This window comes from Pseudomonas monteilii, from assembly GCA_001534745.1.
Classification (GTDB): domain Bacteria; phylum Pseudomonadota; class Gammaproteobacteria; order Pseudomonadales; family Pseudomonadaceae; genus Aquipseudomonas; species Aquipseudomonas alabamensis.
This window is the reverse complement of sequence record CP013997.1, coordinates 2,212,607-2,233,866: the sequence shown is the minus strand read 5'-3', so window position 1 is coordinate 2,233,866 and position 21,260 is coordinate 2,212,607. Positions and strand designations below refer to the sequence as shown.

At 66.7% G+C, this 21,260-nt stretch carries 16 protein-coding genes; 12 read left to right on the top strand and 4 right to left on the bottom strand.

Annotated elements, in window-relative coordinates; genetic code table 11:
* Nucleotides 1–127: 127 nt before the first annotated feature.
* The gene (locus APT63_09620) at nt 128–1,027 is read right to left on the bottom strand and encodes a geranylgeranyl pyrophosphate synthase (GenBank protein AMA45864.1); all 900 of its coding nucleotides are present in this window, start codon (nt 1,025–1,027) and stop codon (nt 128–130) included.
* Between the two features lie 245 nt (nt 1,028–1,272).
* Between APT63_09620 and APT63_09615 the strand changes: the two genes are divergently transcribed.
* Genes APT63_09615 through APT63_09595 form a run of 5 tightly spaced genes read left to right on the top strand, consistent with a single transcriptional unit; the run spans nt 1,273 to nt 7,210 of the window.
* Nucleotides 1,273–2,301, top strand: a complete 1,029-nt coding sequence (locus APT63_09615; protein ID AMA45863.1) for a type 2 isopentenyl-diphosphate Delta-isomerase — start codon at nt 1,273–1,275, stop codon at nt 2,299–2,301.
* Entirely contained in the window at nt 2,298–3,578 is a 1,281-nt protein-coding gene (locus APT63_09610; protein AMA45862.1) for a zeaxanthin glucosyltransferase, read from the top strand. The genes APT63_09615 and APT63_09610 overlap by 4 nt, the downstream gene beginning before the upstream one ends.
* Complete coding sequence (locus APT63_09605) at nt 3,568–4,734, top strand: lycopene cyclase (protein AMA45861.1); 1,167 nt, start codon at nt 3,568–3,570, stop codon at nt 4,732–4,734. Before APT63_09610 ends, APT63_09605 begins: the two co-directional genes overlap by 11 nt.
* Entirely contained in the window at nt 4,731–6,221 is a 1,491-nt protein-coding gene (locus APT63_09600) for a phytoene dehydrogenase (protein AMA45860.1), read from the top strand. The genes APT63_09605 and APT63_09600 overlap by 4 nt, the downstream gene beginning before the upstream one ends.
* Nucleotides 6,218–7,210, top strand: coding sequence for a phytoene synthase (locus APT63_09595; protein ID AMA45859.1), 993 nt, complete (start codon nt 6,218–6,220; stop codon nt 7,208–7,210). The genes APT63_09600 and APT63_09595 overlap by 4 nt, the downstream gene beginning before the upstream one ends.
* A 1,111-nt stretch (nt 7,211–8,321) precedes the next feature.
* Here the strand turns inward: APT63_09595 and APT63_09590 are convergent.
* On the bottom strand, nt 8,322–8,927 hold the full coding sequence (locus APT63_09590; protein ID AMA45858.1) for a hypothetical protein: 606 nt from the start codon (nt 8,925–8,927) through the stop codon (nt 8,322–8,324).
* Between the two features lie 446 nt (nt 8,928–9,373).
* On the opposite strand from APT63_09590, the gene APT63_09585 reads away from it, so the two are divergent.
* The 7 genes from APT63_09585 (at nt 9,374) to APT63_09555 (ending at nt 18,994) form a co-directional block, all read left to right on the top strand.
* On the top strand, nt 9,374–10,609 hold the full coding sequence (locus APT63_09585) for an efflux transporter periplasmic adaptor subunit (GenBank protein ID AMA45857.1): 1,236 nt from the start codon (nt 9,374–9,376) through the stop codon (nt 10,607–10,609).
* A 13-nt stretch (nt 10,610–10,622) separates the two neighbouring features.
* A complete protein-coding gene (locus APT63_09580) occupies nt 10,623–13,802 on the top strand; it encodes a transporter (protein AMA45856.1) in 3,180 nt (1,059 codons plus the stop codon).
* Nucleotides 13,799–15,226: an RND transporter gene (locus APT63_09575; GenBank protein ID AMA45855.1), complete on the top strand. Its 1,428-nt coding sequence runs from the start codon at nt 13,799–13,801 to the stop codon at nt 15,224–15,226. Before APT63_09580 ends, APT63_09575 begins: the two co-directional genes overlap by 4 nt.
* Before the next feature lie 193 nt (nt 15,227–15,419).
* Nucleotides 15,420–17,045 (top strand): chemotaxis protein, encoded by a 1,626-nt coding sequence (locus APT63_09570; GenBank protein AMA45854.1) that lies wholly within the window; start codon nt 15,420–15,422, stop codon nt 17,043–17,045.
* Nucleotides 17,042–17,797, top strand: a complete 756-nt coding sequence (locus APT63_09565; GenBank protein ID AMA45853.1) for a hypothetical protein — start codon at nt 17,042–17,044, stop codon at nt 17,795–17,797. Before APT63_09570 ends, APT63_09565 begins: the two co-directional genes overlap by 4 nt.
* A 49-nt stretch (nt 17,798–17,846) precedes the next feature.
* Nucleotides 17,847–18,143 (top strand): transposase, encoded by a 297-nt coding sequence (locus tag APT63_09560; protein AMA45852.1) that lies wholly within the window; start codon nt 17,847–17,849, stop codon nt 18,141–18,143.
* On the top strand, nt 18,140–18,994 hold the full coding sequence (locus APT63_09555; protein AMA45851.1) for an integrase: 855 nt from the start codon (nt 18,140–18,142) through the stop codon (nt 18,992–18,994). Before APT63_09560 ends, APT63_09555 begins: the two co-directional genes overlap by 4 nt.
* 225 nt (nt 18,995–19,219) lie before the next feature.
* On the opposite strand, the gene APT63_09550 is transcribed toward APT63_09555, so the two are convergent.
* Together APT63_09550 and APT63_09545 are read right to left on the bottom strand one after the other, a co-directional pair.
* Entirely contained in the window at nt 19,220–19,771 is a 552-nt protein-coding gene (locus APT63_09550) for a hypothetical protein (GenBank protein AMA45850.1), read from the bottom strand.
* Nucleotides 19,772–19,989: 218 nt separating this feature from the next.
* On the bottom strand, nt 19,990–21,138 hold the full coding sequence (locus APT63_09545; GenBank protein ID AMA47846.1) for an MFS transporter: 1,149 nt from the start codon (nt 21,136–21,138) through the stop codon (nt 19,990–19,992).
* Nucleotides 21,139–21,260: the final 122 nt, after the last annotated feature.

Sequence of the window (21,260 nt, the reverse complement as noted above, 5' to 3'; positions counted from 1 at the left end):
ACGCCGCGGTGGAGCTACGGGTGTGGGAGCGGCCCCAGTGCCGCGATCGGGCCCGCAGGGCCCGTAAAATCAGCAACATCAATGTGTCAGACAACCCAGGCTTCACCAGCCAAGCCAGACACTGGCCTCACCCCCGCATCTTGGCAAACATCGCCTGCACATACCGCCCCAAGGTATCGCTCCCCCCCAAACTCTGCGCCAGACAGTCATCCGCCCGTGCCAAGTGCTCCAACAGCCGCTCACGTACCTCGGCCTCGCCACACAGCGCCACCAGCGTCGACTTGCCGGCATCCTTACCGAGGTCCTTGCCACTGGCCGGGTCACAATCACACAGGTCGTCATGCAGCTGGAAGGCCTGGCCCAGGTCCTGGGCGAACTGCCCGAGCAGCGCCCGGCAATGGGGCGAGGCGTCGCTGATGATGCAGGCCATGTCCAGGATGGAACTGAACAGCACCCCCGTCTTGAGCTGGTTGGTGGTGGCGATCTGCGCAGCGGTGCGCGCCTGGGTGCCGTCGTGCAGGTCCTGGAACTGCCCCTGCACCAACCCCTGACTACCCACGGCCTCGGACAACCGGGTCACCAACTGGGTACGCGCCAGGGCCGGGACGTCCTCGATCGCCGCGATCACCGCGAAGGCCCGCGACAGCAGCGCGATCGCCGCCAGAATGGCCACGTCCTGGCCGAACGTCAGGTGCACGGTCGGACGGCCACGGCGCATCAACGCATCGTCCATGCACGGCAGGTCGTCCAGCACCAGCGAGGCGGCATGCACCATCTCCACGGCGCAGCCCAGGTCCAGGGCCGCCTGCGCCGGGCCACCCAGGCCTTCGGTGGCGAGCATCAGCAGCAGCGGACGCAGGCGCTTGCCCGGCGCCAAGGTGCCGTCACGCATCGCCAGCGCCACCAGGTCACGCTCGTTGCCCGCCACCGGCAACAGGCTGTCGAGCCGACGCTCCAAGCCCTCGCGCAGCTGCTGCAGGTGAATGTCGATCCCTGTGTCTATAGTTGCGGACAAGTGTGCGGCCATCGTTCCCTCTGTGCTTGTTATCAGGCCTTCGGCGGGCCAGGTGGTGAATGTACGGCGTCGAAACGGACCTGTCGCTCACGTGTTGAGCGTAGCCCAAGGTTTTTCGGCCTGTCGGGAACGTCTGCAATGCGGCGTTGCCTGAGCCTTGATGCGACTCAAAGCTGTACAGCCCTACCGATCTTGTACAACACCCATGTGCACTGACAACACGCCGTACCGATGATTCCTGGCTACCTGGAGCAAGCATGCGCGAACCCGACCTGACCCGTCGCAAGGATGAACACCTGGACATCGTGCTGGACCCCCGCCGCGCGACCGTCGACGTCGATGCCGGCTGGTCGGCGATCCGTTTCGAACACTGCGCCCTGCCAGAGCTGGACCTGCGCCAGATCGACCTGCGCAGCCAACTGCTGGGCATCGCGCTGGACGCCCCCCTGCTGATCAGCTCCATGACCGGCGGGGCGCGTCGCGCGACCCACATCAACCGGCACCTGGCCGAAGCGGCGCAGGAACTGGGCATCGCCATGGGCGTAGGCTCGCAGCGGGTCAGCCTGACCTCGGTGCATGACCATGGCCTGACCCGCGAACTGCGCCGACTGGCCCCGCGCATCCCCCTGCTGGGCAACCTGGGCGCGGCGCAGTTGCTCCAGCCCGATGGCCTGGACCTGGCGCAACGCGCGGTCGACAGCCTCGAGGCCAATGGCCTGATCATCCACTTCAACCCCTTGCAGGAAGCCGTACAGCCGGAAGGCGATCGCGACTGGCGCGGGGTGCTGGCGCATCTGGAGCGCTTGACCCAGCGCTTGCCGGTGCCGGTGATCGCAAAAGAGGTCGGCGCCGGGATCTCGGCGGCGGTCGCACGGCAACTGGTGGAGGCCGGGGTGCAGGTGATCGACGTGGCCGGTGCCGGCGGCACCAGCTGGGCGGCGGTGGAAGCCGAGCGCGCCGTGTCGGCCAGTGACCGTGCCGTGGCCGACGCCTTCGCCGGCTGGGGCATTCCGGCGGCCACCTGTGTGCGCCAGGTGCGCGAAGCCTTGCCCGAAACGCCACTGATCGCCTCGGGCGGCATCGCCACTGGCCTGGACGCCGCCAAGGCGATCCGCCTGGGCGCCGACCTGGTCGGCCAGGCCGCCGGGGTGCTGGTCGCCGCCACGGATTCCACCGAGGCGGTGGTCGAGCATTTCCGTATCCTCCTGCAGCAGCTGCGCATCGCCTGCTTCTGCACCGGCTCGGCCGATCTGGCCGCCTTGCGTCAGGCGCCTCTGCTGCCATGACCCATTTCGCCGTGGTGGCGCCCGCCTATGCCAGCCACTTCCAGGCGTTCGAGGTGCTGTCCGGCGCCCTGCTCGACCGTGGCCACCGCGTCACCTTCTTTCACCAGGTCGACGCCGCGCGTTGGCTTCAGGACCGGCGTATCGGCTTCCAGCCGATCGGTGTGGACAGTCGCCCACCCGGCACCCTGGACGCCCAGTTGCGCCTGGCCGCGTCGCCCTCCACGCCGTGGGCCTTGCACCGACTGATCCGCCAGCTGGCCGATACCAGTCGCTTGTTCATCGAGCACCTGCCCGCCGCCTTCGCCGCCCAGCACATTGAGGCGGTGCTCTGCGACCAGATGGAGGGCGCCGGTGGCCTGGTGGCCGAAGCACTGGGCCTGCCCTTCGTGTCGCTGGCCTGCGCCTTGCCGGTCAATCGGGAAGACGGCCTGCCCCTGCCGGTGATGCCCTTCGCCCCCGGCCAGGCCCCCTACAGCCTGCGACGTTGCCACGCCAGCACGCAGGTCTACGACTGGCTGATGAAACCGGTGGACGCCGCGTTGATGCAGGGCGCCCGGCGCCTGGGCGTGCCACCGCGCCGTGGCCTGCACGCCTACCTGTCGCCCTGGCTGCAGTTGAGCCAGACACCGGCCGCGCTGGACTTTCCACGCCAGAGCTTGCCGGCGCATTTCCACCCGGTCGGGCCGCTGCGCCGCGCCACACCCGATCGCCCTGGCGCCTGGCCCATCGACCCGAACCGGCCGTTGGTGTTCGCCAGCCTGGGGACGCTGCAAGGCGGGCGTCTGCGCCAGTTCCAGCGCATCGCCCGCGCCTGCCGCGCCCTGGACGTCCAGTTGCTGGTGGCCCACTGCGGGGGTCTCGACCCTGCCCAGGAGGCGACCTTGCAGCGCTGCGGCGCCACTTGGGTCACCGACTTCGCGCCGCAGCGCTGGATCCTGGAACAGGCCGATGCCGTGGTGACCCATGGTGGCCTGAATACCGTGCTGGACGCCATCGTCGCGCATACGCCGATGCTGGTGATGCCGATTGCCTTCGACCAGCACGGCGTCGCCGCCCGGGTCGCGCACCACCGCCTGGGCCTGAGCCTGTCGCGCCGCGCCAGTACCCGGCGTATTGCCGACGCCCTGCGCCAGGTGCTCGCGTTGCCGACCCAGGCCCATGCCCGGCAGGCCGAGGCCCTGGCTGCCAGTGGTGGCGCGGCGCGCGCGGCGGACCTGATCGAGGCCGCCCTGGGCGTGCCTGCGTCCTCACCTTTGGAAACCGTCGATGACCTATGACCTGATTCTCGCCGGCACCGGCCTGGCCAACGGCCTGATCGCCTGGCGGTTGCGCCAGTGCCGTCCCGAGCTGAACATCCTGTGCCTGGACCAGGCCGACGCACTGGGCGGCAGCCACACCTGGTCGTTCCACACGACCGACCTGACCCCGCACCAGCAGCAGTGGATCGCGCCCTTCGTGGCCCAGCGCTGGTCGAGCTACCGGGTGCACTTCCCGGCCTACAGCCGCACCTTGCCCAGCGGCTATGCCAGCATCACCGGCGAGCGGTTTGCCCAGGTCCTGACCGATGCGCTGGGCGACGCCCTCTGGCTGAACCAGCCGATCCATTCGCTGACCCCGACCGAGGTGCGCCTGGCCGACGGCCGCCACCTGCGCGCCAAGGTAGTCATCGATGGTCGCGGCGCGCCGCGCAGCCCGCACCTGGTGCTGGGCCATCAGGCCTTCCTCGGCCAGCTGGTGCGCCTGGAACGCCCCCACGGGTTGACCGCGCCGATCATCATGGACGCCCGGGTCGCCCAGCACGACGGCTACCGCTTCGTCTACGTACTGCCGTTCTCGGCCGACACCGTGCTGATCGAGGACACCCACTACGTGGACCAGCACCGCACCAGCGCCGAGCAGCTGCGTGCGCACATCGCCGAGTACGCCCAGCAACAGGGCTGGACCATCGTCGACTGCCTGCGCGAGGAACACGGCGTGCTGCCGATCACCCTGGCCGGCGACGTCGAGGCGTTCTGGAACGCTGCCAAGGGGCACCCCTTGAGCGGCCTGCGCGCCGGGCTGTACCACAGCACCACCGGCTACTCGCTGCCCGACGCCGTGCGTCTGGCCGATTGGCTGGTCACCCAGCCCCTGGACGACGCCGCCGCACTCGGTGCCGACCTGCGGGCCTATGCACATGAGCACTGGCGGACCCAGGGTTTTTACCGTCTACTCAACCGCATGCTGTTCCTGGCCGGGCGGCCCGAGCAGCGCTGGCAGGTGATGCAGCGCTTCTACCAGTTGCCCGACGGGCTGATCGAACGCTTCTACGCGGGTCGCAACACCTGGCGCGACCGCAGTCGGATTCTCATGGGCAAGCCACCGGTTCCGGTCGGTGAAGCCGTCGTCGCCGCGTGGCGACATTCCCCAAGGCATTTCAAGGAGCATCGATGAACCCTGGCAAATCGGCAATCGTCATCGGCGCAGGCTTCGGCGGTCTGGCGTTGGCCATCCGCCTGCAGGCCGCCGGCGTACGGACCACGCTGCTGGAACGCCGCGACAAGCCCGGTGGGCGCGCCTACGTGTACAAGGACGAAGGGTTCACCTTCGATGCCGGCCCCACCGTGATCACCGACCCGAGCGCCATCGAGGCGTTGTTCGAGGTGTCCGGCAAGCGCCTGGAAGACTACGTCGAGCTGCTGCCGGTCGATCCGTTCTACCGCCTGTGCTGGGAAGACGGCACGGTGTTCAACTACAACAACGACCAGGCCATCCTCGAGCGGCAGATCCAGGCCCTGGACCCGGCCGACGTGGACGGCTACCGGCGCTTTCTGGATTACTCGCGCGCGGTGTTCGACGAAGGCTACGTGAAGCTGGGCGCGGTGCCGTTCCTGTCCCTGCGCGACATGCTCCAGGCCGGGCCGCAGCTGATGCGCCTGCAGGCCTGGCGCAGCGTGTACGGCATGGTGTCGCGCTTCATCCGCAACGACAAGCTGCGCCAGGCGTTCTCGTTCCATGCGCTGCTGGTCGGCGGCAACCCGTTCGCCACCTCGTCGATCTATACGCTGATCCATGCCCTGGAACGCCAGTGGGGCGTGTGGTTCCCCAAAGGCGGTACGGGCGCCCTGATCGATGGCATGGTCCGCCTGTTCCAGGACCTGGGCGGCGAGCTGGCTCTCAACGCCGACGTCGCGGCGCTGGAAACCCAGGGCGATCGCCTGACCGGCGTGCGCACCCACGACGGCCGTCACTGGCAGGCCGATGCGGTGGCGTCCAACGCCGATGTGGTCCACACCTACCAGCACCTGCTGGGCCATCACCCGCGCGGGCGCGCCGAAGGCCAACGCCTGCAGGGCAAGCGCTTCAGCAACTCGCTGTTCGTCATCCACTTCGGCCTGTCACGCCCGCAACCCCAGCTGGAGCACCACACGGTGTGCTTCGGCGCGCGCTACAAGGGCTTGATCGACACGATCTTCAATGGCCCGGACCTGGCCGAGGACTTCTCCCTCTACCTGCATTCGCCATGCGCCACCGACCCGAGCCTGGCGCCGCCCGGCTGTTCGGCGCACTACGTGCTGGCACCGGTGCCGCACCTGGGCAACGCCGAGGTCGACTGGTCGGTGGAAGGGCCCGCCTACCGCGACCGGATCTTCGACTACCTCGAGCGCCACTACATGCCAGGGCTGCGGCGTGACCTGGTGACCAGCCGCATCTTCACCCCGCTGGACTTTCGCGACACCCTCAACGCGCACCTGGGCTCGGCCTTCTCGCTGGAACCGGTGCTGCAGCAGAGCGCCTGGTTCCGCCCGCACAACCGCGATGCGCGGGTCGAGAACCTCTACCTGGTGGGCGCCGGCACTCACCCGGGCGCCGGTGTGCCTGGCGTGATCGCCTCGGCCAAGGCCACCGCCGGGCTGATGATCGAGGACCTGCACCGATGACGACAGGCGACGACGCGCTACTGACCCATGCCGAGCGCAGCATCGCCGTCGGCTCCAAGAGCTTCGCGGCGGCGGCGCGGCTGTTCGCGCCGTCGACCCGGCGCAGCGCGGTGATGCTCTACGCCTGGTGCCGGCACTGCGATGACGTGATCGATGGCCAGGAAGCCGGGCACGACGCGCAACCGGTCGACCCGGCCGAGGCGGCGCGACGCCTGGTACACCTGCGCGAACAGACCCTGGCGGCCTACGGCGAGGCGCCGATGCACGAACCGGCCTTCGCCGCCTTCCAGTACGTCGCCCGGCGCCATGGCATCCGCCGGCGCGAAGCGTTCGACCTGCTCGAGGGGTTTGCGATGGACGTGCAGGGCCACGCCTACCTCACGTTCGACGACACCCTGCGCTACTGCTACCACGTCGCAGGGGTGGTCGGCCTGATGATGGCGCGGATCATGGGTGTGCGCGATGAACGGGTGCTCGACCATGCCTGCGATCTGGGGCTGGGCATGCAACTGACCAACATCGCGCGCGACATCGTCGAGGATGCCAAGGTCGGGCGGTGCTACCTGCCCCGCCAATGGCTGGAAGCCGCCGGCATCCCGCCCGACCGCCTGGCCGCGCCGGAGCACCGCGCCGCGCTGGCGCAACTGGCGGTTCGCCTGGTCGAGCAGGCCGAGCCGTACTACGCCAGCGCTCGGGACGGCATGGGCGCCCTGCCCTGGCGTTCGGCCTGGGCCGTGGCCACGGCGGCGCGGGTCTACCGGCGGATCGGGCTGAAGGTCAAGGCCGCGGGTGCCCAGGCCTGGGATGGACGGCTGAGCACCTCGAAGGCGGAAAAGCTCGGCGCCTGCGCGGTCGGCCTGGGCCAGGCGCTCATTTCTCGGCTACGGCCGGCGAAGCAGCGCGCGGCTCGGCTGTGGCAGCGTCCCGCGCTGGGCGACGCAACGGACCGCCCTGGCGCGTCCGCAGTTCTGCCCGCAGGCGATCGATAGGCGGCGCGTAGAGGAAGCCGAAGGACACGCAGTTCTCGCGGCCCTGCACGGCGTGGTGCATCAGGTGGGCCTGGTAGAGGCGCTTGAAGTAGCCACGCCGCGGCACGTAGCGAAACGGCCAGCGGCGATGGACTAGGCCGTCATGGGCGACGAAGTACAGCAGCCCGTAGGCGGTCATCCCGGCACCGACCCACTCCAGCGGGTTCCAGCCTGCGTTGCCCAACGCGATCAGCACGATGGCCAGCCCGGCGAACACCACCGCGAACAGGTCGTTCTTCTCGAACCAGCCCTGGCGCGGCTCATGGTGCGAGCGGTGCCAGCCCCAGCCGGGGCCATGCATGAGGTACTTGTGGGCCAGGTAGGCGATGCCTTCCATGGCGGCCAGCGATACCAGAAAGGTCAAGGTATTGATCAGCATGAGGCCTCGGTGGCGCGAACGGTTGCAGAAATGGAGTGCCTGTCGGGGGCGACGGTTCCCTATGCCCGCAATGGGAGTGAACAGCTTGACGTGTCTGTAGCCTAATGCAAGCAAGCCATTCATTCATTGATGGAGAGCAGCCATGTCAGACCCCACCGAGCCGGAGCCGGATTACCCGCTGGATCCCTATGTCGACGATTACGACGAAAAGGAACCGGGCAATTACGTACCCCACCCCGACGACCCACCCCACAAGAAAGGGCCCGACTGGCCGGAAGGCCAGGTGGCACCGGAGGATCAGTCCAGCGGCTGAGGGACTGGGTGTCACAGGACTTTGTGGGAGCGGGCTTGCCCGCGATAGCGGTGCTGAACCCTACCCTGGCCGACAGATTGAACACTGGCCTGGCAGTCCTGAGGTGAATGCACAGGCCCTATCGCTGGCAAGCCAGCTCCCACAGGTACTCATTTCAAGCAGGCAGTAGCACGATGGCAACGCCACCTGTGCAGGCTGTGTGAAATTTGGCGACGAAAGCGTTTTCACAGAGCCTGTGGGAGCGGGCTTGCCCGCGATAGCGTCCGGTCCATCACCGCCTGCCCTGAAAGGTCTATTAATTCAGCGTCGTTCATTTACAAGAGGCTTTTACCAAAACTTGCCCTCGCGACATGACTCACCTCATAGACAACTGACTCATGTCAGCGCTGACTTCTCAACATCGTATCGACCAATACCCGCGTCGTCGGCTCCACTTCGACGTTCAGCACGTCCCCCACCTCAATGTTGGAAAACGTTGTCTGCCGAAGGGTTTCCGGCGTCAGATTGAACCCCAGTTCCCCGGCATCCAACACGACGTTGGAAACGGTCAGGCTTGCCCCATCGAGTGCGAGGAACCCTTTGGCAAATACATACCGAACAAGCTCAGGCGCAACCTTGACGCCCAGCCTCATCGCCTCGCCAAGCCATTCAACACGGGTGACAGTCGCCATTCCGTCCACATGCCCTGCCGTCAAATGCCCTCCTATCTCCTGCCCATGCGATGCAGACCGCTCCAGATTCACGGAATCCTGCGGGTTCAAGAACTGAAAGGTGGTTGCCTTGGCGGTAGCGTTCGTCACGTCCGCACCAAAGCCATCTTCGTACAGACGCGTCACACTGAGGCAGATTCCGTTCAAGGCGATACTGCCTCCGATCTCCAGACCTCGAAGAAACTCGCGTGTTGTCCTGACCCTGATACCGTCCACACCCTTGCGCTGGGCAATGTCCGCCAATACGCCAACTTCCTTGATGATGCCTGTGTACATCGCCTGCTCTCCTTGATGATAGATGAACACGCGTGAGCGTTATCCGCCTCGAGACAATCAAACGTTATCAGCGGCAGTTTTCATCTGTCTGCCAGACGCTTCTGGCTGTCATATAGGCGCGTGCCTACGAAAGCATCTACGTCGTCAACACAGTGTTTTTCCTGATTCTTGGATACGCCGTAGACCTGCGAGGCGCGTTGAAACGAATTGGCAGGCATTCGATGGACTTATGGCGCTTCGGGATCATGCCCCTCGAGTTTGAGACGGATTTTAGAAGTCTGGCTTTGGGATCTGGCAGAGCACACAGGACACCATCCTGACCGCCAGGCCTACCTGCCTACCCACCCATCACTCCGGGTGATAATAACCTTCGCCCCATTCGATTCGTTCCCCCCGCGCGCGCCGCGCAGAATCCGCCCACTTTCTTCACTCTGGCGGATTTTTCCATGGAACATTCACTCACATCCCTGCGCTTTCCCCTGGCCGCCCTGGCGGCCGTGGTGATCAGCGCATGCGGCCAGGCACCGGAGACCGCCCGGCCCGCCAGCGCACCGACGGTCAGCGTGGCCCAGGTGCTGGAACAGCCGATCAACGAATGGGACGAGTTCACCGGCCGCCTCGAGGCGCCGGAGACCGTCGAGGTGCGCCCGCGCGTGTCCGGGCAGATCGACCGCGTCGCGTTCACCGAAGGCGCCCAGGTCAACAAGGGCGACCTGCTGTTCCAGATCGACCCCCGCCCGTTCCAGGCCCAGGTCCGCCAGCTCGAGGCGCAACTGCAACAGGCCCGCGCCTCGGCCAGCCGCAGCGAGAACGAAGCCCAGCGCGGTCAGCGCCTGCGCAGCAGCAACGCCATTTCCGCCGAGCTGGCCGAGTCGCGCAGCAGCGCGGCCGCCGAAGCGCGCGCGGGCGTGGCGGCGATCCAGGCGCAACTGGACTTGGCGCGCCTGAACCTGAGCTTCACCCGCGTCACCGCACCGATCAGCGGCCGCGTCAGCCGGGCCCAGTTCACCGCCGGCAACATCGTCACCGCCGACGTTACGCCGTTGACCAGCGTGGTCTCCACCGACAAGGTGTATGCCTACTTCGATGCCGACGAGCGCGTCTACCTCAAGTACACGCAACTGGCCCGCAATGGCCAGCGCGGTCAGTCCACGCCCGTGTACCTGGGCCTGTCCAACGAGGCCGGCACCCCGCACCTGGGCCAGATGAACTTCGTCGACAACCAGGTCAACCCGCGCACCGGCACCATCCGTGGGCGTGCGGTGTTCGACAACCGCGACGGCCAGTTCACCCCCGGCCTGTACGCGCGGCTCAAGCTGGTCGGCAGCGCCACCTACTCGGCGACGCTGATCAACGACGAAGCGGTCGGCACCGACCTGGGCAAGAAGTTCGTGCTGGTGATGGACGCCGACAACAAGGCCAGCTACCGCACCGTCGAACTCGGGCCCAAGCTCGAAGGCCTGCGCATCGTCCGCGAAGGCCTGCACAAGGGTGACCGCATCGTGGTCAAGGGCCTGCAGCGGGTCCGCCCCGGCGCGGTGGTCACACCCCAGGACACGCCGATGGCCAGCGACGAGACCCTGGCCGCGCTCGCCCGTCAACGTCAGGCGTTGCAAGCCAGTCAGGCCGGGCAACCCGCCGCTGCCGTGAAACTCGCCAGTGCCCCGGCACCGCGCGGCTGAAGGATCGAACCCCATGAACTTCTCACGCTTCTTCATCACCCGGCCGATCTTCGCCGCGGTACTTTCCCTGCTTCTGCTGATCGCCGGCAGCATCGCGCTGTTCCAGTTGCCGATCAGCGAATACCCCGAGGTGGTGCCGCCCACCGTGGTGGTGCGCGCCAACTTCCCCGGCGCCAACCCCAAGGTCATCGGTGAAACCGTCGCCGCGCCCCTGGAACAGGCCATCACCGGGGTCGAGAACATGCTCTACATGTCCTCGCAATCCACGGCCGATGGCAAGCTGACCCTGACCATCACCTTCGCCCTGGGCACCGACCTGGACAATGCCCAGGTCCAGGTGCAGAACCGCGTCACCCGCACCCAGCCCAAGTTGCCGGAGGAAGTCACGCGCATCGGTATCACCGTGGACAAGGCCTCGCCGGACCTGACCATGGTCGTGCACCTGACCTCGCCGGACAACCGCTACGACATGCTCTACCTGTCCAACTACGCCATTCTCAACATCAAGGATGAGTTGGCGCGCCTGGGCGGCGTGGGTGACGTGCAGCTGTTCGGCATGGGCGACTACTCGCTGCGGGTCTGGCTCGACCCGAACAAGACCGCTTCGCGCAACCTGACCGCCAGCGACGTGGTCGCGGCGATCCGTGAGCAGAACCGCCAGGTCGCCGCGGGCCAACTCGGCGCCCCGCCCGCGCCGGGGGCTTCCAGCTTCCAGTTGTCGATCAACACCCAGGGCCGTCTGGTCACCGAGGAAGAATTCGAGAACATCATCATCCGCGCCGGCGCCGACGGCGAGATCACCCGCCTGAAGGACATCGCCCGGGTCGAGCTGGGGTCGAGCCAGTACGCCCTGCGCTCGCTGCTGAACAACCAGCCGGCGGTGGCCCTGCCGATCTTCCAGCGCCCAGGCTCCAACGCCATCGACATCTCCAATGACGTGCGCGCCAAGATGGCCGAGCTGAAGAAGGACTTCCCCGAAGGTATGGACTACAGCATCGTCTACGACCCGACGGTGTTCGTCCGCGGTTCCATCGAAGCGGTGGTGCACACCCTGTTCGAAGCCCTGGTGCTGGTGGTGCTGGTGGTGATCCTGTTCCTGCAGACGTGGCGTGCCTCGATCATCCCGCTGCTGGCCGTACCGGTCTCGCTGATCGGCACCTTCGCGGTGATGCACCTATTCGGCTTCTCGCTCAACGCCCTGTCGCTGTTCGGGCTGGTGCTGGCCATCGGCATCGTGGTCGACGACGCCATCGTGGTGGTGGAGAACGTCGAGCGCAACATCGGCCTGGGCCTGGCGCCGGTGCCCGCCACGCAGAAGGCCATGGGCGAAGTGACCGGTCCGATCGTCGCCACGGCGCTGGTGCTGTGCGCGGTGTTCGTGCCGGCCGCCTTCATCTCGGGGCTGACCGGGCAGTTCTACAAGCAGTTCGCCTTGACCATCGCCATTTCCACGGTGATCTCCGCGTTCAACTCGCTGACCCTGTCGCCGGCCCTGGCCGCCGTGCTGCTCAAGGACCATCACGCGCCCCAGGACCGTTTCTCGCGCCTGCTCGAACGGCTGCTGGGCGGCTGGCTGTTCGCGCCGTTCAACCGCTTCTTCGACCGCGCCAGCCATCGCTACGTCGGCGGCGTGCGCCGGGTGATCCGCTCCAGCGGCATCGCGCTGTTCATCTACGCCGGGCTCATGGGCCTGACCTACATGGGCTTCGCCTCGACGCCGACCGGGTTCGTCCCGGCCCAGGACAAGCAGTACCTGGTGGCCTTCGCGCAACTGCCCGATGCCGCCAGCCTGGACCGCACCGAGGCGGTGATCAAGCGCATGAGCGAGATCGCCCTGGCACAACCGGGCGTGGCCGATTCGGTGGCCTTCCCGGGCCTGTCGATCAACGGCTTCACCAACAGCCCCAACAGCGGCATCGTGTTCACCCCGCTCAAGCCGTTCGACCAGCGCAAGGACCCGAGCCAGTCGGCGCAAGCCATCGCCGCCGCGCTCAACGCCCAGTTCGCCGACATCCAGGACGCCTACATCGCGATCTTCCCGCCGCCGCCCGTGCAAGGCCTGGGCACCATCGGCGGGTTCCGCGTGCAGGTCGAAGACCGCGGCAACCTGGGCTACGAGGCGCTGTACCGCGAAACCCAGAACATCATCGCCAAGAGCCAGCAGGTGCCGGAACTGGCGGGGCTGTTCACCAGCTACCAGGTCAACGTGCCACAGGTCGATGCCGCCATCGACCGGGAAAAGGCCAAGACCCACGGGGTGGCGATCAATGACATCTTCGACACCCTGCAGATCTACCTGGGCTCGCTGTACACCAACGACTTCAACCGCTTCGGTCGGACCTACCAGGTCAACGTGCAGGCCGAGCAGCAGTTCCGCCTGGACGCCGAGCAGATCGGCCAGCTCAAGGTGCGCAACGACCGTGGCGAGATGATCCCGCTGGCGACCTTCCTCAAGGTCAGCGACACCTCCGGGCCGGACCGGGTCATGCACTACAACGGCTTCATCACCGCCGAGATCAACGGTGCGGCGGCGCCCGGCTACAGCTCCGGCCAGGCCGAGGCGGCCATGGCGCGGCTGTTGACCGCCGAGCTGCCCAACGGCATGACCTTCGAGTGGACCGAGCTGACCTACCAGCAGATCCTGGCGGGCAATACCGCGCTGCTGGTCTTCCCGCTGTGCGTGCTGCTGGCCTTCCTGGTGCTGGCGGCGCAGTACGAGAGCTGGAGCCTGCCGCTGGCGGTGATCCTGATCGTGCCGATGACGCTGCTGTCGGCGATCACCGGGGTGATCCTCACCGGCGGTGACAACAACATCTTCACCCAGATCGGCCTGATCGTGCTGGTCGGGCTGGCCTGCAAGAACGCCATCCTGATCGTCGAGTTCGCCAAGGACAAACAGGCCGAGGGGCTCGACCCGCTGGCCGCGGTGCTGGAGGCGTGCCGCCTGCGTCTGCGCCCGATCCTGATGACCTCGATCGCCTTCATCATGGGCGTGGTGCCGCTGGTGTTCTCCTCCGGCGCCGGCGCCGAGATGCGCCATGCGATGGGCGTGGCGGTGTTCTCCGGGATGATCGGCGTGACCGTGTTCGGCCTGTTCCTGACGCCGGTGTTCTTCGTCCTGATCCGCCGCCATGTCGAACGTCGTCAGGCGCGTCGCATCGCTCACACCCCGCTGCAGGAGACCCAGGCATGATGCGGTTCACCCCTTTTCTTCCGAGTCTGCTGGTGCTGGCCCTGTCGGCCTGCGCCGTCGGCCCCGACTACCGCGCGCCCCAGCCCGAGCCGGCGCGCCTGGATGCCACGCAGGGCGCGGTCGTGTTCGACTCGACGCGTTTCGAAAGCGCCTGGTGGCACCAGTTCGAGGACCCGACCCTGGATCGCCTGGTGCAGGCCTCGCTGACCGGCAACCGCGACCTGCGGGTGGCCTTCGCCCGGCTCAAGGCGGCGCGGTCCATCCGCGAGGACGTGGCCAACGACGCGCTGCCGGTGGTGACCAGTGGCGCCAGCAGCACGCTGGGCAAGGGTCAGATTCCGGGTCAGACCGAGCAGCGGGTCAACAGCGAACGCTACGACCTGGGCCTGGACATGGCCTGGGAGCTGGACCTGTTCGGCCGCATCCAGCGCCAGCTGGAAGCCAGCCAGGCCCGTGAAGACGCCGCCCAGGCCGACCTACGCCAGTTGCAGGTCAGCCTGATCGCCGAACTGGTGGATGCCTACGGTCAACTGCGGGGCGCCCAACTGCGCGAGCGCATCGCCGCTGACAACCTCAAGACCCAGCAGGACTCACGCCGGATCACCGAGACCCTGCGCGACGCCGGGGTGGGCAACGAACTGGACGTGGTCCGCGCCGAGGCGCGCCTGGCCGCCGTCGAAGCCAGCCTGCCGCAACTGCAGGCCGAGCAGGTCCGCGCACGCAACCGCATCGCCACCCTGCTCGGTCAGCGCCCCGAGCAACTGAGCATCGACCTGTCGCCCCAGCACCTGCCGGCGATCGCCAAAGCGCTGCCGGTGGGCGACCCGGGCCAGTTGCTGCGCCGCCGTCCGGACATCCGCAGCGCGGAACGGCAGTTGGCCGCCGCCACGGCCGAGGTCGGCGTGGCCACGGCCGACCTGTTCCCACGGGTCAGCCTCAGCGGTTTCCTGGGCTTCACCGCTGGACGCGGGTCGCAGATCGGCAGCTCGGCGGCCAATGCCTGGGCACTGGCGCCCAGCATCACCTGGCCGGCTTTCGACCTGGGCAGCGTGCGGGCCCGCCTGCGCGGCGCCAAGGCCGAGGCCGAAGGCGCACTGGCCACCTACGAGCAGCAGGTGCTGCTGGCCCTGGAAGAGTCGTCGAACGCCTTCAGCGACTACGGTAAGCGCCAGCAGCGCGTGCGCGCCCTGATGCGCCAGAGCGAGGCCAGCCGCAAGGCCGCCGACCTGGCATCGATCCGCTACCGCGAAGGCACCGTCGACTACCTGGTGCTGCTCGACGCCGAACGCGAACGCCTGGCCGCCGAAGACGCCCAGGCCCTGGGCGAAGTCGAGCTGTACCGTGGGGTCGTGGCGATCTACAAGGCGCTGGGCGGTGGTTGGGACGTGGCCAGCGGCTCGCCCGGTACGCTCGCGGCGCGGTAGTAAGGGGCAAGCGGCCTGTCGTTCGCCTGGGCGATACAGGCCGCTCTCTTGCGCTTCACCTCTCTGGAACAGCGGATTTCAGCGTGCAAGGCGCCTGAATGTATTCCTCTTTCATCTGCGCTCATGTTCCCCTTCAAGCGGCCGATACTTCGGCAGGGTCTCGGCAGGCGAGACCACTGCCGGAATCGCGCTGATGAACCTTCGCTCACTGAACATTGCCCCTCGGGCCTCCCTGTGTTTCGGCCTGATCACCCTGCTGGTGATTGCCTTGGGCGGGTTTGCCTACCTGCAGCTGGGCAAGCTGCGCGGTACCGAACAGGACATCGAAAACAACTGGCTGGCCAGCACCCAGACCGCTGACGATATCCAGATCGCGGTGCTGAAGGCGCGGCTGGAGAGCATTCGCCTGCTGGCCGCCATCCGGCCGGAAGACCGCACAGCCGCCATCGCCCAATTGAACAGCGCCCGCGACGTACTCAACGACCGCACCGATCATTACCGTCAGCACCTGCTGTCGAGCGAACAGGAGCGCCAGACCTTCGAAGCGGCTGCCGCGCGCATGGCTACCTTCCTGGACGGCCTGGCGCACATCGTCACGCTGGATGCCACTGACCATGACCAGGCGGTGGCGTACGCCAACACCGAACAAAAGGTGAATGCCGAGGCCTACCAGGCCGAGCTCACCCGCCTGCGCGAACATAACGTGAAAGGCGCTGCCGCAGCGGGTGCGGAGGCCGCTGACGTGTATACCCAGAGCAACGTCGTGATTGCCGTGGTGGTGGCCGCCGCACTGTTGCTCACCCTCGTGCTCGCCGTGCTGCTCACGCGCAGCATCGTGGTGCCGCTTGCCGCCTCGCTGTCGATGGCCGAGCACATCGCCCAGGGCGATTTGCGTGCGTCCATGGCCGTGGTGGGTGCCGATGAGGCCAGCCGGCTGATGACCGCGCTGAATGCCATGCAAGGCAACTTGCGCACCACCATCGGCGAAATTTCTGATGCCTCGGCGCAATTGAGTGCCGCTGCGGTCGAGATGACGGCCATTACCGAAAGCGCCAGCCGCACGCTGCACCAGCAGAACAGCGAGATCGAACAAGCCGCGACAGCGGTGAACCAGATGAGCACGGCCGTCGAGGAAGTGGCGCGCAACGCCACCTCCACCTCGCAAGCAGCCAAGGATTCGACCGCCGCGGCCCAAGCGGGTAACCAGAAGGTGACGCAAACCCTGGTGGCCATGCGCAGCCTCAAGGACCGCGTCGACCTCACCGCCGGGCAGGTGCAGGCATTGGCCGGGCAAACCCAGGACATCAGCCAAGTGCTGGGGGTGATCGGGGCCATTGCCGAACAAACCAACCTGCTGGCCCTGAACGCCGCCATCGAGGCGGCCCGTGCAGGCGAACAAGGGCGCGGCTTCGCGGTGGTGGCTGATGAAGTGCGCGCCCTGGCGCACCGCACCCAAGCCTCGACCGGCGAAATCAAGACCATGATCGCGTCGATCCAGGCAAACAGCACCGCCGTGGTCACGGCCATGGGCGACAGCCTGCGTGAAGTGGACACGACCCAAGGCACCGCAGACGATGCCGGGCAATCGCTGCACGTGATCACCCACGCCGCGCAGATGATCGACGACCGCAACCAGCAGATCGCGACGGCCTCCGAAGAGCAGGCCTACGTGGCCCGTGAAATAGACCGCGCCCTGGTCAGCATCCGCGACCTGGCACTGCAAAGCAGCGAAGGCACGCGACAGACCCTGATCGCCAGCGGGGAATTGTCCCAGCTGGCGGTCAACCTCAACCACATGGTGGCGCGCTTTCGCACGTGATCCTTCTATTGCGCAACAGCGCTATGGACAGGGGGCTAGGGAAGCGTGCGGTGAATGTGCCTTGCGCCGATCAGCCGATACGGCAGCAGAGACCGATCATTACGGATCTGTGGAGCTTGCCCGCGATGCAGACGGCGCCTGACAGAGCCCTATCGCCGGCAAGCCAGCTCCTACCCAGATCTCGGCAGCCTGTCAGCTCAGTCTCGGCATGGCTGCGCAAGCAGCTTGTGGGCTTGCCCGCGATGCAGACGGCGCCTGACAGAGCCCTATCGCCGGCAAGCCAGCTCCCACCCAGATCGCTGCAGCCTGTCAGCTCAGTGTCGGCATGGCTGCGCAAGCAGCTTGTGGGCTTGCCCGCGATGCAGACGGCGCCTGACAGAGCCCTATCGCCGGCAAGCCAGCTCCCACCCAGATCGCTGCAGCCTGTCAGCTCAGTGTCGGCATGGCTGCGCAAGCAGCTTGTGGGAGCGGGCTTGCCCGCGATGCAGGCGGCGCCTGACAAGGCCCTATCGCTGGCAAGCCAGCTCCCACCCAGATCGCTGCAGCCTGTCAGCTCAGTGTCGGCATGGCTGCGCAAGCAGTTTGTGGGAGCGGGCTTGCCCGCGATGCAGGCGGCGCCTGACAAGGCCCTATCGCTGGCAAGCCCACCCACCCAGATCGCTGCAGCCTGTCAGCTCAGTGTCGGCATGGCTGCGCAAGCAGCTTGTGGGAGCGGGCTTGCCCGCGATAGCGTCCGCTCTGAGCTGGTCTAATGGCCCCGGACACCTCAATAGGTGAAACTACCCCTACTGAGGAGTTTTCATGACCAAGAAATACAGACAATTCGATGCTGCGTTCAAGCTGGAGGTTTGCCGGCTGATCGTCGACCAGGGCCAGAGTGTGAACTCGGTGTGCATGGATCTGAGCCTGAGCGACACGGCCGTGCGCCGCTGGGTTCAGCAGTACAAGGCCGAGCAGCTGGGTGGTCCGGGCATCGGCAAGCCGCTTACCAGTGAGCAGCAGCGGATTCGCCAGCTGGAGCAGCAGGTTCGCGAGTTGAAGATGGACAACGACATCTTAAAAAAAGCTACGGCCTTCTTTGCCCGCGAATTGAAGTGATCCACCAGCTGGTTCACCAATTGCAACGCAAGGCCTACCCGGTGGCACGTGTCTGCCGGGTACTGCGGATCAGTCGCTCGAGGTTCTACGAAGCCCGTCAGCAACAAGCCAGACCGCGTCCGGCCTGTCCGATCACTGCCCGGCTCAAGGCCACCTTCGAATCCACGGAGCGCTGCTACGGAAGCCGCCGCCTGCTCGGCGCACTGCGCAATGAGGGCATGGTCATCGGTCGCTTCAAGGTCCGCAGCCTCATGAAACAACAGGGCTTACGCCCAGTCTGGAAACGCAAGTTTGTTCATACTACCAACAGCAAGCACAGTTACCCGGTCGCCCCAAACCTGCTCAACCGCCAGTTCACGCCAGCAGGGGTCAATCAGTCTTGGGTAGCTGACATCACGTACATCCGTACCCGCAGCGGCTGGCTGTACCTGGCCGTGGTCATGGACTTGTTCTCGCGCAAGATCGTGGGTTGGGCGATGGCGCCGCACATGCGTGCCGACCTGGTATGCAATGCCCTGCAACTGGCGATTGCGCAACGGCAGCCGCCACCGGGCCTGATTGCCCACTCTGACCGCGGCAGCCAGTACGCCGGCGTTGCCTATCAGAGTCTGCTGGCGCGGCACGGCATGCACTGCAGCATGAGTCGCAAGGGGAACTGTTGGGACAACGCCGTGATGGAGCGCTTCTTCCTGAACCTGAAGATGGAGCGCGTCTGGCGCAAGGATTACGCCAATCATGGCGAGGCGATCAAGGACATCACGGATTACATCATGCGCTTCTACAACAGGACACGGTTGCACTCGACACTAGGCTACCTGGCTCCGAATCAATACGAGCTGAAAGCCGCCTGAAAATCACCGATCAAGGTGTCCGGAAAAAGTTGACCACCGCAGCTCCGTCACCACCGGCATCGCGAGCAAGCCCACACAATGGGATTGCGCCGGCTCGCCAGACCCGCTCTGAATTCGCCCCTTGCCGGTGCGTGACGCCCAACGCTTTGGCCTACGCCCACGCTCAAATCATCGTGCCGACGCCGACAGCACCGGTGAGGAGGATATGACGCACCCTGCATGTGTTCATGACACTGTCAGCAGAGGCCATGTGGTGATCCAGTGCTTGGACGCGATACGCTGTCGATAAAGGTGTCGTTTGGACGTGGCGAACTGCCCTGCGGGCCTGACCCTCAACCCCAGCAGATCCTCGAGCCCCAGGGGTGCGGCGACCTCGCAGACGTCGCCCTCCCGCCACCTGACCGCCACCGCCGTTGCGGTCTCGGGCCAGAAGCGCATGGCGTCGGTCGCCGAGTGATAGGGTTCGTCGCCATTTCGAATGTGCATCCTGGCCTGGTTCTTCACGGACCACGTCACCGTTGGGCAGTGTTCGCCGAGGATACGCTCCAGGGCACTGTCCTGCTCGGGGCTACACCGTTCGGGATCGAACCAGATGACGTCCACATCGGTTGAAATCGGCGAGACGTCACGCCCGTGCAAGGCGTCCCACACGGCATTGCGAACGAAGCCTGCCCCAATCCAACAATCGGGTAGCCCGAGAGACGCCACGAGCTCGAGCAACCGCCGCCGGACAGGGTCGCCGGCTATGATCGCCTGTACGGTCGAGAGGTCGCTCACATCAAATCCTCAGGGTTGGGTCGACTGGGCCGCAGGGTCGTGAGCCACCCGTGGCAGCGATAAGGCTACAGCATGGTGCCTAGGCGGCGGGCGGACGCCCAGAGACCGCAATGGGCCCACGGACTCATGGAGTCAGCCACGCCTGTCCATCGACCCTTCACGATGGCGCCGCCACACATCAACAGCGTGCAGCTTACCGCTTCACGCCCATCCGCGCCCTACCGCGCTCCTGGCGTGAACCCCGCCCGGTCCGCTCGCCAGACCACTGCCGCGCCGATCACCGCCAACCCCAGCAAGGCCGCCGGCAGAGCCGATGCGCCATACTGCTGCAGCAGCACCCCGCCGCCGATCCCGCCCAGGGCCACCGCCAGGTTGAATACCGTCACCAGCATCGACTGCGCCACATCGCCCGCCTCCCCGGCGGTGTCGGCAATGGCCGTCTGCAACAGAGTCGGTGCGCCGCCGAAGGTCATGCCCCACAGCACCACCCCGGCCAGCACCACACTGGTGTGCGCACCGGCCAGGCCCAGCACCAGCGCCGCTATGGCGAAGCCGGCCAGGCTGAGCAGGGTCACGCGGCGCAGGGCGCGATCCACCCACAGACCGGTCGCCCACACGCCCAGGATCGACGATGCACCGAACAGCAACAGCACCAGGTCGACCCGCTCGCCCAGCCCGACCGAGGCCAGGTACGGCGCGATGAAGGTGTAGAGCATGTTGTGCGCCAGGATCCACACCAGGATCACGGCCAGCACCGAACGGATGCCCGGCAGCAGGAAGATGGCGCGCAGCGACTGCCGCCGTTCGGCCGGCTGGCCGGCGAAGTTCGGCAAGCCCCAGCGCACCCACACCGCCAGCACCAGCGCCAGGGCGGACATGATCCAGAACACCCCGCGCCAGTCGGTCAGCCCGCCGAGCCAGGTGCCCAGGGGCACACCCAGGCACAGGGCGATCGGCTGGCCGACCCCGACCACGGCCAGTGCCCGCCCCTGCTGGGCGCTGGGCACCAGGCGTCGGGCATAACCGGCCAGCACGCCCCAGACGATCCCGGCGGCCATGCCGGCCACCAGGCGCGAACCGAGGATCACGGCATAGCTGGAAGACAGCGCGGTGATGCCGTTGAACACCAGCAGCGCGACGATGGCCAGCAGCAGCAGCGGCCGACGCGACCAGCTGCGGGTGGCGGCGACGATGGGGATGGCGGCGAGCACCGAGCCCAGCGCGTACACCGAGACCAACTGGCCGGCCAGGGACTGGGAAATCCCCAGCCCGGCACTGATCTGCGGCAGCAGGCCGGCGGGCAAGGTCTCGGTCATGATGGCGATGAACCCGGCCAGGGTCAGGGCCAGCAGCTGGGCCAGCGGCAAACGGGTCGTTTCGGGGGCCGCCTCGAGCGGGGCCGGATCGGCCGTGGCGGAAGAAGGATGTGTCATGGTCTGCGTCCTTTCGGTGACAAAAAACACCCACGCCCCGTGATGACCGGAGCGCG

Excerpts from the sequence above, each read along its gene's own strand:
- APT63_09560 (AMA45852.1), top strand. The coding sequence starts at position 17,847 with ATGACCAAGAAATACAGACAATTCGATGCTGCGTTCAAGCTGGAGGTT.
- APT63_09570 (AMA45854.1), top strand. The coding sequence starts at position 15,420 with ATGAACCTTCGCTCACTGAACATTGCCCCTCGGGCCTCCCTGTGTTTC.
- APT63_09615 (AMA45863.1), top strand. The coding sequence starts at position 1,273 with ATGCGCGAACCCGACCTGACCCGTCGCAAGGATGAACACCTGGACATC.
- APT63_09610 (AMA45862.1), top strand. The coding sequence starts at position 2,298 with ATGACCCATTTCGCCGTGGTGGCGCCCGCCTATGCCAGCCACTTCCAG.
- APT63_09580 (AMA45856.1), top strand. The coding sequence starts at position 10,623 with ATGAACTTCTCACGCTTCTTCATCACCCGGCCGATCTTCGCCGCGGTA.
- APT63_09575 (AMA45855.1), top strand. The coding sequence starts at position 13,799 with ATGATGCGGTTCACCCCTTTTCTTCCGAGTCTGCTGGTGCTGGCCCTG.
- APT63_09620 (AMA45864.1), bottom strand. The coding sequence starts at position 1,027 with ATGGCCGCACACTTGTCCGCAACTATAGACACAGGGATCGACATTCAC.
- APT63_09600 (AMA45860.1), top strand. The coding sequence starts at position 4,731 with ATGAACCCTGGCAAATCGGCAATCGTCATCGGCGCAGGCTTCGGCGGT.
- APT63_09590 (AMA45858.1), bottom strand. The coding sequence starts at position 8,927 with ATGTACACAGGCATCATCAAGGAAGTTGGCGTATTGGCGGACATTGCC.
- APT63_09605 (AMA45861.1), top strand. The coding sequence starts at position 3,568 with ATGACCTATGACCTGATTCTCGCCGGCACCGGCCTGGCCAACGGCCTG.
- APT63_09595 (AMA45859.1), top strand. The coding sequence starts at position 6,218 with ATGACGACAGGCGACGACGCGCTACTGACCCATGCCGAGCGCAGCATC.
- APT63_09585 (AMA45857.1), top strand. The coding sequence starts at position 9,374 with ATGGAACATTCACTCACATCCCTGCGCTTTCCCCTGGCCGCCCTGGCG.